The sequence below is a fragment of the Pedococcus sp. P2_D9 genome, from assembly GCF_056404275.1.
Window position 1 is genome coordinate 414,812 of record NZ_JBFUEI010000003.1, and the last position, 11,730, is coordinate 426,541.

Consider the following 11,730-nt stretch of genomic DNA (forward strand, 5'->3'; position numbering starts at 1 on the left):
TATGCCGCGTGGATGGGTCTGGCGCTCGACCTCGCCGCCGCTGCGGCTCGGGACGGGGACGTGCCCGTGGGGGCCGTCGTGGTCTCGCCTGCGGGCGAGGTGGTCGGTGAGGGCCGGAACCTGCGCGAGGTCGAGGGCGACCCGACGGCGCACGCCGAGGTGGTCGCGCTGCGCGCAGCGGCGCGCTCGCTGGGGGAGTGGCGGCTGGAGGACTGCACGCTCGTGGTCACGCTCGAGCCGTGCCCGATGTGTGCGGGGGCGCTGATGCTGTCGCGCATCTCGCGACTGGTGCTCGGCGCCTGGGATCCCAAGCTCGGGGCCACCGGATCGGTCTGGGACCTGGTCCGCGACCGCCGGGCGACCCATCGCGTCGAGGTGATCGGCGGAGTGCGGGAGTCAGAGTGCTCTCAGGTGCTGTTGTCATTCTTTGAGGAACAGCGGGCGGCCGGCCGGATCGCGGTCGCGCCGGCGACCATCAGGTCGGCACATGAGGGCGAACAGGAAGCAGGGGCGTGAGCGGGCTCATCAACGACCTCGTCAACCAGGTGCTCGGGGCGCCCCCGTGGCTGGTCTACCTCATCGTGGCGCTGGTGGTGTTCGCCGAGGACGCGCTGTTCGTGGGGTTCGTGCTGCCCGGGGAGACGCTGGCCATCATCGGCGGCGTCACCGCCAGCCTGGGGCACACGTCGCTGGCCTGGGTGTTGGTGGTGGTCATCCTCGCGGCGGTCATCGGCGACTCGGTGGGTTATGAGATCGGCCGGCTGTTCGGGCCCCGCGTCATGGGTCTGAAGATCCTGGAGAGGCGGCAGGAGCGGCTGGAGTCGGCGCAGGACTTCCTGCGTCGCCGGGGTGGGTCGGCCGTGTTCCTGGGCCGGTGGACCGCGTTCTTCCGGGCCGTCATGCCGGCGCTCGCGGGACTCTCCGGCATGAAGTACCGCGTCTTCCTGCCGTGGAACGCGATCGGCGGGATCGCCTGGGGCGCCACGGCAGTCACGGCGGGGTACCTCGCGGGTGAGTCCTACCACCGGGTCGAGAAGTGGCTCGGTCGCGGCGCTGCCGGCGTCGTCGGGCTCATCGTGGTGGTGGCGATCGCCGTGTGGGCGATCCGCCGCCACCGGTCGCAGGAGTCCACCTCCGCTTGATCTCCCACTTGTTCCCACCTGTGCGTCACGGATGACCCGGATCGGGGGTCTCGTGACGGCTGGTCGGCACCAAGTGGCGGCCCGCGGGACTTGTTGCCACCTGTGCGTCAGGGACTGCCCAAATCAGGGGTCCGGTGACGGCTGGTCGGCAACAAGTGGCGGGCCCGCGGGACTTGTTGCCACCTGTGCGTCACGGAGGGCCCGGATCGGGGGTCTCGTGACGGCTGGTCGGCAACAAGTGGGGTCAGGCAGAGGAGGGCGAGGTGTCCGCCGTCACCTTCGGCATCAGGAGCGCGGCCACGATCGTGATCAGCGCCGCCACGAGGACGCCGACGAACACCGCGGTGCCGGCGTCGGCAGCGGTGCCGGGGTCGGTCTCAGGACGTCCGGAGCGGGCGATGACGCCGTTCGCGACGGCGCCCAGGACCGCCGCGCCCAGGGCGCTGCCGATGGAGCGAGCGAACAGGTTGGTGCCCGTCGCGACCCCGCGTTCGTGCCACTCCACGCTGGCCTGCGCCGCGATGAGCGACGGGCTCGCGACCAGTCCCAGGCCGAGTCCGGTGACGAAACAGGTCGCCGCGACCACGGCCACCGAAGGGTGCTGCGACAAGAGGGCGAGCGTGCCGGTGCCCACGACGACGAGCGCCATGCCGACCAGGATCGCCGGCCGGAACCCGAACCGCAGGTAGAGCAGGCGTCCTGAGAACGTGGCGGCGATCGGCCAGCCGATGGTCAGGGCCGCGAGGGCGAGGCCGCCGACGAGGGGATCGATGCCCAGGGAGTTCTCGAGGTAGGTCGGGACGAACGACGTCAGGCCGATCAGGATGACGCCGACGCCCAGCGCCAGCATCGTCGTCGTGGCGAGCAGGCGACGGCTCAGCACCCACAGGGGCAGGACGGGCTCCGCCGCCCGGCGTTCGGCGAGGAGGAACGCGAGCAAGAACAACGACCCGCCGCCCAGGACGCCGAAGCTGGTGGGCGACGACCACGACCAGGCTTGGCCACCCTCCAGGATGCCGAGGATGAGCAGCGACATGGCGACGGTGAGCAGTGCGGCGCCCGCAAAGTCGATGCGGTGCGCCTTGCGCTCGACGCGCTCGTGGAAGTCGCGGACGATGAGGGTGCCTGCCAGCAGGCACAGCGGCACGTTGACGAAGAAGATCCAGCGCCAGATGCCGAGCTGGGAGAAGATCCCGCCGAGGGTGGGGCCGACGACTGACGACACCGCCCAGACGCTGGCGATGTAGCCCTGGGCCTTCGCGCGCTCCGCGACCGTGTAGATGTCGCCCGCGATCGTGATGGCCATCGGCTGCACGGCGCCGGCGCCGAGTCCCTGGACCGCGCGGAAGACGATGAGCGAGGTCATGCTCCAGGCGAAGCCGCACAGCACCGACCCGGCGAGGAACAGGCCGATCCCGAACAACATCAGCGGCTTGCGCCCGACGATGTCGGCGAGCTTGGCATAGATGGGGACCGACACGGCCTGCGCCAGCAGGTAGACCGAGAACAGCCAGGGGAACTGCGAGAAGCCGCCGAGGTCGCGCACGACTGACGGCACGGCCGTGGCGAGGATGGTCGCGTCCATGGCGATGAGCCCGGTCGAGACCATCAGGGCCAGCAGGATGGGCCCGCGGTCCGAGCGCAGGCCCACTCCAGCGGTGCTCGTGGTCGTGGAGGTCATCTCTCCGGTGACAAGTGCCCGGGGGCGCCGCGCATTCCCCCGACAATCCTCCGGTATGCCGGCTGCGCGCCTTCCGAGGGCGCCTGGCAGGCGGTCTCGGGGCGATTTCGTCGCCGTCGGCCGCTCTAGTAACCTGCTCCGCGGTGGCGTGTCCGAGCGGCCTAAGGAGCACGCCTCGAAAGCGTGTGTGGGGGAAACTCCACCGTGGGTTCAAATCCCACCGCCACCGCCATGGTGATGTCTCAGGACATCGGCAAGACCCCGAACCCTCAGGGTTCGGGGTTTCTTGCTGTCTGGGGTTGATCCCTTAGGGGTCGCTGCCCACGTCGGACAGGGGTTCCGACGTGGGCAGCTGGCGCCGTGCGTGTGGCGTTGCGCGAACGCTACCCGCAGGGCCGGTCTGGTTGCATACCGCAACCGGACTAGTGCAGGAACGGGTGGCCCGGCACTGTGACTGGTGCAAATGGTGCGCCACGTGGAACGGTGGGGGCGTGATCCCGGAGTCAGTCGAGCCAGCAGCCCCCACTCCGGTGTTCTTCCTCGCCGGCGGCACCGGGATCTCGGCCGAGACGCTGGGAAACATGATGTTGCAGCAGTTTCCCTCGGTCACCTTCACCCGGCGCAAGATCCCGTTCATCACCACGGTGGAGCAGGCGCAGCAGGTCGTCCTCGAGCTGGACGCCGCGGTCACGGACTCGGTGGTGCCCCTGGTGTTCTCGACGGTCTCGGACGAGGACATCCGGGCCGAGCTGCAGACGACGCAGTGCGCCTTCATCGACCTCTTCGGCTCCCATCTCGACACCGTCGAGCGGGTGCTGCACGTCAACGCAACGCACGGAGTCGGTGCCCTGCACGGCGTCGGGGACAAGGGTCGCTACGACGCCCGGATGAAGGCCATCGAGTTCGCCATGGAACACGACGACGGGGCGAGCCTGCGCAACCTCGAGCAGGCGGACCTGATCCTCGTGGCGCCCTCGCGGTGCGGCAAGACGCCCACCTCGATGTACCTCGCCCTCCAGCACGGCCTCAAGGTCGCGAACTACCCGTTGGTCGACGAGGACTTCGATGCGGGCGGCATACCCCGTCCGATCCGCGGGCTCGTGGACCGGTGCTTCGGGCTGCTCTCCACCCCGGCGCGGCTCAGCCAGGTGAGGGGCGAGCGGCGGCCGGGCTCGACGTATGCCAGTCTCGCCCAGTGCAGCTTCGAGCTGCGCCGGGCCGAGGCGCTCTATCGTGCGCACCGGATCCCCGCCATCAACTCGGCCTCGATGTCGGTCGAGGAGATGGCAGCCGTCATCATGCAGAACAGTCGCCTCGACAATCTTGCCTAGGAACCCTCGCGGCCCCCGCCGCCCGTCGAAAGGATCGCCGTGACCGGCAACATCTCCTGGTTCAAAGACCTCGGGTTGGGGGACGTCGAGTCCGTGGGCGGCAAGAACGCCTCGCTCGGCGAGATGGTCCAGCACCTGTCGAAGGCAGGAGTGCGGGTCCCTGACGGCTTCGCCACCACGGCCGACGCCTACCGCCGCTTCCTGGCCCACGAGGGGCTCGCCGATCGGATCAGCGCGACGCTGGCCGACCTCGATGTCGAGGACACCCGATCGCTGGCCGAGGCCGGCGCGCAGATCCGTGACCTCGTCGAGGAGCAGCCGTTCCCGGAGGACCTCGAGAGCGACATCCGCGCGGCCTACGAGCAGCTCGTGGCCGGCGCTCCCGGCGAGGTGAGCTGGGCCGTGCGCTCCAGCGCCACGGCCGAGGACATGCCGGACGCGTCGTTCGCGGGACAGCAGGAGACGTTCCTCAACGTGCTGGGGATCGACAACATCCTGCTGGCGATCAAGAAGGTCTTCGCCTCGCTCTACAACGACCGCGCGATCGCCTACCGCGTGCACAGCAGCTATGACCACGACGTCGTCGCGCTGTCGGCGGGTGTGCAGCGGATGGTGCGGTCCGACATCGGGTCCTCCGGTGTGATGTTCACCATCGACACCGAGTCCGGCTTCCCGGATGCGGTGTTCATCACCAGCAGCTACGGCCTGGGTGAGGCGGTCGTGCAGGGTGCGGTGAACCCGGACGAGTTCTATGTCTACAAGCCGGCGCTGAGGGCCGGGCGACCGGCGATCCTCAAGCGTGGTGTGGGCAGCAAGGCCACCAAGATGGTCTACACGCAGGACTCCGAGGTGGGTCGCTCGATCGACTTCGTGCCGGTCGACGAGGCCGACCGGGGCCGGCTGAGCCTGACCGACGACGAGGTCACCGAGCTCGCCGTTCACGCCCTCAAGATCGAGGAGCACTACGGCCGCCCGATGGACATCGAGTGGGGCAAGGACGGCGTCGACGGGCAGCTGTACATCCTGCAGGCCCGACCCGAGACAGTGAAGTCGCGGCAGTCCGGGTCGACCCTGCAACGGTTCCGCATGGACGAGCGGGGTCCGGTCATCGCCGAGGGTCGGGCGATCGGGCAGAAGGTCGGCGCGGGCGCGGTGCGGGTGCTGACCAGTGCCGAGTCGATGCACGAGTTCCAGCCCGGCGAGGTGCTCGTCGCCGACATGACCGACCCCGACTGGGAGCCGGTCATGAAGCGCGCCAGCGCCATTGTCACCAACCGTGGCGGCCGCACCTGCCACGCGGCGATCATCGCCCGCGAGCTCGGCATCCCCGCGGTGGTCGGCACCGGTTCGGCCACGACCGCGCTCAAGGACGGCCAGGAGGTGACGGTGTCCGCAGCGGAGGGGGACACCGGCTTCGTCTACGACGGCCTCCGCGCGTTCTCGGTCACCGAGACGGCCTTGGACGACATGCCGGACGTGGCGGTCAAGATCATGATGAACGTGGGCACGCCGGACCAGGCGTTCGAGTTCTCTCGCCTGCCGCACAAGGGAATTGGGCTCGCCCGGCTCGAGTTCATCATCAACCGCCAGATCGGCATCCACCCCAAGGCGTTGCTCGAGCTCGAGGACCAGGAGCCCGCGATCAGGGCCGAGATCGAGGCGCTCATCGCGGCCTACGACGGCCCGCGCGACTACTTCGTCAAGCGCGTCGCCGAGGGCGTCTCCATGCTCGCGGCCGCGTTCGCGCCCGAGCCGGTGATCGTGCGGATGAGCGACTTCAAGTCCAACGAGTACGCCCACATGCTCGGCGGCGAGCGGTACGAGCCGAACGAGGAGAACCCGATGATCGGCTACCGCGGCGCAGCACGTTACCTGTCACCGGAGTTCGCCGACTGCTTCGCCATGGAGTGCGAGGCGCTGCGACTCGTGCGCGACGAGATGGGCCTGACCAACGTCAAGGTGATGATCCCCTTCGTCCGCACGTTGAAGGAGGCAGAGGGCGTCATCGACCTGCTCGGCCAGAACGGACTGCGCCGCGGCGAGAACGACCTCCAGGTCGTGATGATGTGCGAGGTGCCCTCCAACGCCGTCAACGCCGACGCCTTCCTCGACCACTTCGACGGGTTCTCCATCGGGTCCAACGACCTCACCCAGCTGACCCTGGGCCTGGACCGCGACTCGGCCCTGGTGGCTGGCGGCTTCGACGAGCGCGACCCCGCCGTGAAGAAGATGCTCACCATGGCGATCGAGGCCTGCCGGGCCCGGGGCAAGTACGTCGGGATCTGCGGCCAAGGACCCTCGGACCACCCCGAGCTCGCCGACTGGCTGATGGACCAGGGCATCGAGTCGATGTCCCTCAACCCCGACACCGTCGTCGAGACATGGTTGCGACTCGCCAGGCGTGAGGCTCCTGAGGCTCTCGTGGAGAACTGACGTCGGGCGTCCTGTCCGTTCGGGCGATTCGGGAATGAACGCCCGGCCCGATAGGGTTGCAACCACTGCGTGCGCACCGTCGTGCACCCAAGGTCGTCTGCTCCGCGCCCCAACTACTGGTTGGCGCCGTCAGCTCACAGGTTCGTGAGTGGTTCAGCATCTTCGGCCACTCCCTACTTCTGATGAGGCTTTCCTTTGTCTACGCACACTGTGTCCTTGAACCGTGCCCCCGCCCCAGTGCCCTTTGCCGACCTCGGCATCCCGGCTCGCATCGTCGCAGCCCTTCGTGAGCGCGGCATCGACACCCCGTTCCCGATCCAGGCCGCGACGCTGCCCGACTCCCTCGCCGGCCGCGACGTCCTCGGCCGTGGCCGCACTGGCAGCGGCAAGACGGTCGCGTTCGCGCTGCCGACCATCGCGACCCTCGCCAAGTCCGGTCGCCGCCGCGCACCGCACACCCCGCGTGCGCTCGTCCTGGTCCCCACTCGTGAGCTGGCCATCCAGGTCGCCGAGACCATGACGCCCCTCGCGGCGGCCATGGAGCTGCGCACCATGACGATCTTCGGCGGCGTGGGCCAGAACCCGCAGGTCTCCGCGCTGCGTCGCGGCGTCGACATCGTCATCGCGACCCCCGGACGGCTCGAGGACCTCATCGGTCAGGGACACGTGCGCCTGGGCGAGATCGAGGTGACCGTCCTCGACGAAGCGGACCACATGGCCGACCTGGGCTTCCTCCCCGCAGTGAAGCGCCTGCTCGACGCCACCCCGCGCGACGCTCAGCGTCTGCTCTTCTCCGCGACGCTCGACAACGCGATCGACCAGCTGGTCAAGCGCTACCTGCACAACCCGGTCACGCACAGTGTCGACAGCGCCGCCTCGCCGGTGCCGGCGATGACCCACCACCTGTTCAACGTGTCGCGCGACAACAAGCCGGCCGTCGTGCGGGAACTCGTTGCAGGACAAGGCCGAACCCTCGCCTTCACCCGCACCAAGCACGCTGCCAAGAAGCTGGCCAAGCAGCTCACCGCGTCGGGCATCCCGGCGGTCGACCTGCACGGCAACCTGTCCCAGAGCGCCCGTCAGCGCAACCTCGCCGCCTTCAGTGAGGGCTCGAGCCGGGTGCTGGTGGCCACCGACATCGCGGCCAGAGGCATCCACGTCGACGACGTCACCCTCGTCGTGCACGTCGACCCGCCGGCCGAGCACAAGGCCTACCTGCACCGTTCGGGCCGGACCGCCCGGGCCGGTGCCGAGGGCGTCGTCGTCACCGTCAGCACCCCCGAGGAGCGCGGCGACACCCGCACCCTCATGCGTCAGGCCGGCATCAAGCCGACCGCCGTCGACGTCGCGCCCGGCCACCCCGCCATCGGTGACCTCACCGGCCCGTTGGCCGAGCTCGTCACCCCTGCGCCCGTGGGTGAGCAGTCGGGCAACGGCAACGGTGGCCGCTCGCAGCGTGGCCGTGGCGGCTCCGGCGCCCCCCGCCAGGGCGGCTCCGGCCGCTCGTCCGCAGGCCGCTCGTCCGCCGGTGGCTCCGGCCGCGCGTCCGCAGGCAGCGCCGGTCGCGGCTCGGCAGGCGGGGCTCGTGGCCGTCGCGGAGGCTCGCAGTCCTCGGGCACCGAGTCCTACCGCACCGAGACCCCCAGGTCGCAGGGCTCCCGCTCGTCGGGCGGCTCCTCGCAGCGCAGCTCGGGCTCGCGGCAGGGCGGCGGCTCGCAGGGCACCTCGCGCTCGGGCGGCGGCATCGCTGCCTTCTCCGCCGGTCGCGGCAGCCGCTGATCCCGAAGGGGTGAGCACGCGGCATACGTGCAGCGGCGAGGTGTCCCCGCTGTTTGGCGGAGCGATGCTCCGTCCGCCAGTGGGACGATGGTCGCCATGGCGTCGCACGACGTTCGAGACCCAGGCGTCCTGGCTCGGGGTGGGCTGAGCGCCGCGCTGCTCCTGGGCGCAGGCGTCAGCGTCGCACTGGGTGCCTACGCCAAGGTGCACCCGCCGAGCTCGCGACCGCTGGTCACCCTGGGTTTCTCGGGCATGCTCCAGATGAAGGTCTGGCTCGGCACCCTCGCCGTCGTCCTCCTGGTCGTGCAGCTCCTCACCGCCCTGTGGATGTGGGGTCGCCTGCCGCGAGCCGGTGCGGCACCCGACTGGGTTGCGCCCACCCACCGGTGGAGCGGGAGCGTCGCGTTCGTGGTCACGCTCCCCGTCGCCTTCCACTGCCTGTGGGCCCTGGGCTTCGGGGTCGCCAGCCCACGGGCGGTCCTCCACGGCGTCGCCGGGTGCCTGTTCTACGGGGCGTATGCCGCGAAGATGCTCGGTCTGCGCCTCCGGGGAGCGCCCGGCTGGGCACTGCCCGTGCTCGGCGGCACCGTGCTCGGCTCACTCGTGGTCACGTGGCTGAGTGCGGCCCTCTGGTTCTTCACCCGTTCCGGCCTGCCGCTGTTCTGAGAGGAGTCCTCCGTGGCGATCCAGCCGCTCTCGCGTCGATCCGCGCTGCGAGGCGCAGCGGTGGCGGGCGTCGCCGCCGTGGTCGGCTTCGCGGTGGCTCGCGCCGGTCGTGCCGGTGCACCAGGACCCGGGACGGCGGCCAACGCCTACGGCCCGGGCGCGCCCGACGAGGAGCGTGAGCTGGCTCGGCTCGATGAGGTGCCGAGGAGCGGAGGGGTGGTCGTGGAGGGCGACAAGGTCGTGCTCACCCGGGGGACGGACGACGTCGTCCACGGGTTCTCGGCGATCTGCACCCATCAAGGGTGTCCGGTGTCATCGGTCGCAGCAGGGGCGATCGTGTGCCCGTGCCACGGCAGTCGCTTCGACGCCACCACGGGCGCGGTGCTCACCGGCCCCGCCACCCGTCCCCTGCCGCCCGTCGCCGTGGTCGTGCGCGACGGCGTCGTCTACTCGACCACCTGAGGAGAGGCCATGTCGCGTCTCTGGTCCGTGCTCCCGACGCTGCTGTGGCTCGCCGCCGCCGGCTTCGCGATCGGCGCCCTCATTGCCCTCTCCTGATCCGCCCTCTCCTGATCCGCCCTCTCCTGAGCCCGCCGCTCCCACCTAGGGCGAGAGCGGCTCCTCGTCCTCCCACTCCTCGGCGGCGATCACCTTGAGCACCGCGTTGATCAGGCCCAGGTGGGTGAACGCCTGGGGGAAGTTCCCCAGGTGACGCCCGCTCGCTGCGTCGATCTCCTCGGCATACAGGCCCAGCGGCGTCGCGAGGTTGAGCAGGCGCTCGCACAGGCGACGCGCACGCGGCTTCTCGCCCACGATCGCCAGGCACGACACCAGCCAGAACGAGCAGATGGTGAACGTGCCCTCCTCACCCGACAGCCCGTCGTCGGTCTCCTCCACCCGGTAGCGCAGCACCAGCCCGTCGTCGGTGAGCTCGTCCGCGATGGCGACCACGGTGTCGTGCAGCCGCGGGTCGTCAGGCGGGAGGAAGCCGACGAGGGGCATGAGCAGGTTCGAGGCATCGAGGGCGTCGGTGTCGTAGTGCTGGGTGAAGACGCCCCGCTCGTCGACTCCATTGGTGCAGATGTCGGCGTGCATCTCGTCCGCGGCCTCCTGCCAGCGCTGCGCGAGCTCGAAGTTCTCGCGCACGTGGGCGAGCTTGGCGCCACGGTCGGCCGCCACCCAGCACATGACCTTCGAGGAGGTGAAGTGCTTGGGGTCGCCGCGCACCTCCCAGATGCCGCGGTCCGGCTCACGCCAGTGCTCGATCGCTGCCTCGACGAAACCGGAGAGGATGGGCCACAGCCGCTCGTCCAGGGTGTCGCGCGACTTCGTGTGGATCCACACCGAGTCGAGGATGGCGCCCCAGACGTCGTGCTGCTTCTGGTCGAACGCACCGTTGCCGATCCTGACCGGTCGCGCACCGTCGTAGCCCGTGAGGTGGTCGAGGGTGCTCTCGGACAGGTCCTTCTCACCGTCGATGCCGTACATGATCTGCAGTCCGTCGGACGCTTCGGCGAGGTCGGCGATGAACCAGAAGAAGTCGCTGGCCTCCCAGTCGAACCCCAGGGTGTCCAGGGCCCAGAGAGCCAGGGTCGAGTCGCGGATCCACGTGTAGCGGTAGTCCCAGTTGCGTTCCCCCTTCGGCGTCTCGGGCAGGGACGTCGTGGGCGCGGCGATCAAGGCACCCGTGGGCGCGTAGGACAGACCCTTGAGGGTGAGGGCGCTGCGCTCCAGGTGGGTCCGCCAGGGGTGGTCGGGGAACTTGCCGCGGGCCAGCCAGTGCTGCCAGTGGTGGGCCGTCCACACCTGCCGGCGGTAGGCGTCCTCGAATGTCTGCGGGGGGTCGTGCTGGGTCCACGAGAGGGCGGCGTAGTGCGTGTCACCCTCCTTCATGAGTGTCCGCACCGTGGCCTGCGGTCCCTCGATGCCCAGGCGCATGTCCGTGGTGAGGCGGACCTTGAGCTCGCCGCCGTCGCCCTCGGCGACGGCCGAGTGGTAGTCGTCGCCGTAGAACGACCAGATCGCCTGCTGCCGGCCGTAGTCGAAGACGGGCGAACAGTTGAGCGCCAGCTGGACCTCGCCGTTGACGCACCGGATCGTCCGCAGCAGCACGTGCTCGGCGTCGTAGTCGGTGGGCGCCCTCCGGTAGCGGTGCGCGCGCTCGGTCTCGTGGTGCCACGGCCCCATCAGCAGGGCGTCGCGCACGATGATCCAACCGCTGGGAGTCCCCCACGAGGTCTCCAGGATGATCGTCCCGGGGAGGTAGCGGCGTGCGGTCGGGACCAGCATGTCGGCCGGCCCGAGCCGGAAGCCGCCGGCGTCCCGGTCCAGGATCGAGCCGAACACGCTCGGAGAGTCCATGCGCGGCAGGCACATCCACTCGACGTTGCCGCTGGGGGCGATGAGCGCCGTGACCTGGCAGTCGGAGATGAACGCGTAGTCACCTATGCGGGGGAAGGGCGAGCGCACGATCCGCTGCTCGCCTGCAGCCCGTCGGCGCTGCTCGCCTCCGGCGTCGGCGGGTGAGCCAGCGGGAGAGACGGTCGCAGTCATTGCCGCACCTCCTAGTGGGCGAAGGGGCGCCCTCAGTCGCAGGATCCCGCAGTTTCGTGGTCCGCGCCATGGCTCGTTCGTGACCCAGGGTGACCAGCTGGCGGATACACCCGAGGAGGTATGCCGCGGTGCCCCCTGTGGGGGA

Annotated in this window: 9 protein-coding genes and 1 tRNA gene; 8 read left to right on the top strand and 2 right to left on the bottom strand. The window is 70.0% G+C overall.

From position 1 onward, the window contains the following. Positions 1 to 12 precede the first annotated feature (12 nt). Both AC1DXJ_RS06935 and AC1DXJ_RS06940 read left to right on the top strand, forming a co-directional pair. Positions 13 to 516, top strand: a complete 504-nt coding sequence (locus AC1DXJ_RS06935) for a nucleoside deaminase (RefSeq protein ID WP_477614624.1) — start codon at positions 13 to 15, stop codon at positions 514 to 516. Next, complete coding sequence (locus AC1DXJ_RS06940; protein WP_477633713.1) at positions 513 to 1,142, top strand: DedA family protein; 630 nt, start codon at positions 513 to 515, stop codon at positions 1,140 to 1,142. Before AC1DXJ_RS06935 ends, AC1DXJ_RS06940 begins: the two co-directional genes overlap by 4 nt. Positions 1,143 to 1,386: 244 nt before the next feature. Here AC1DXJ_RS06940 and AC1DXJ_RS06945 read toward each other — a convergent pair whose 3' ends face one another. Beyond that, a complete protein-coding gene (locus AC1DXJ_RS06945; protein WP_477636656.1) occupies positions 1,387 to 2,823 on the bottom strand; it encodes an MDR family MFS transporter in 1,437 nt (478 codons plus the stop codon). 142 nt (positions 2,824 to 2,965) lie between these two features. Between AC1DXJ_RS06945 and AC1DXJ_RS06950 the strand changes: the two genes are divergently transcribed. The 6 genes from AC1DXJ_RS06950 to AC1DXJ_RS06975 all read left to right on the top strand — a co-directional run bounded on the left by AC1DXJ_RS06950 (position 2,966) and on the right by AC1DXJ_RS06975 (position 9,494). Then, positions 2,966 to 3,055 (top strand) — tRNA-Ser (locus tag AC1DXJ_RS06950). 259 nt (positions 3,056 to 3,314) lie between these two features. Further along, positions 3,315 to 4,154, top strand: a complete 840-nt coding sequence (locus tag AC1DXJ_RS06955) for a pyruvate, water dikinase regulatory protein (protein WP_477614500.1) — start codon at positions 3,315 to 3,317, stop codon at positions 4,152 to 4,154. Positions 4,155 to 4,193: 39 nt separating this feature from the next. Then, positions 4,194 to 6,587, top strand: a complete 2,394-nt coding sequence (gene ppsA / locus AC1DXJ_RS06960; protein ID WP_477636657.1) for a phosphoenolpyruvate synthase — start codon at positions 4,194 to 4,196, stop codon at positions 6,585 to 6,587. A 216-nt stretch (positions 6,588 to 6,803) separates the two neighbouring features. Further along, positions 6,804 to 8,366 (top strand): DEAD/DEAH box helicase, encoded by a 1,563-nt coding sequence (locus AC1DXJ_RS06965; protein ID WP_477636658.1) that lies wholly within the window; start codon positions 6,804 to 6,806, stop codon positions 8,364 to 8,366. Positions 8,367 to 8,462: 96 nt separating this feature from the next. After that, on the top strand, positions 8,463 to 9,032 hold the full coding sequence (locus AC1DXJ_RS06970; protein WP_477636659.1) for a DUF6529 family protein: 570 nt from the start codon (positions 8,463 to 8,465) through the stop codon (positions 9,030 to 9,032). A gap of 12 nt (positions 9,033 to 9,044) precedes the next feature. After that, on the top strand, positions 9,045 to 9,494 hold the full coding sequence (locus tag AC1DXJ_RS06975) for a Rieske (2Fe-2S) protein (protein WP_477636660.1): 450 nt from the start codon (positions 9,045 to 9,047) through the stop codon (positions 9,492 to 9,494). A gap of 141 nt (positions 9,495 to 9,635) precedes the next feature. On the opposite strand, the gene AC1DXJ_RS06980 is transcribed toward AC1DXJ_RS06975, so the two are convergent. After that, positions 9,636 to 11,585, bottom strand: coding sequence for a glycoside hydrolase family 15 protein (locus tag AC1DXJ_RS06980; protein ID WP_477636661.1), 1,950 nt, complete (start codon positions 11,583 to 11,585; stop codon positions 9,636 to 9,638). Positions 11,586 to 11,730: the final 145 nt, after the last annotated feature.

What these genes read in the sequence shown, in the direction of transcription:
- AC1DXJ_RS06935 (WP_477614624.1), top strand. Translation starts at nt 13, where the DNA reads ATGGGTCTGGCGCTCGACCTCGCCGCCGCTGCGGCTCGGGACGGGGAC.
- AC1DXJ_RS06945 (WP_477636656.1), bottom strand. Translation starts at nt 2,823, where the DNA reads ATGACCTCCACGACCACGAGCACCGCTGGAGTGGGCCTGCGCTCGGAC.
- AC1DXJ_RS06970 (WP_477636659.1), top strand. Translation starts at nt 8,463, where the DNA reads ATGGCGTCGCACGACGTTCGAGACCCAGGCGTCCTGGCTCGGGGTGGG.
- AC1DXJ_RS06980 (WP_477636661.1), bottom strand. Translation starts at nt 11,585, where the DNA reads ATGACTGCGACCGTCTCTCCCGCTGGCTCACCCGCCGACGCCGGAGGC.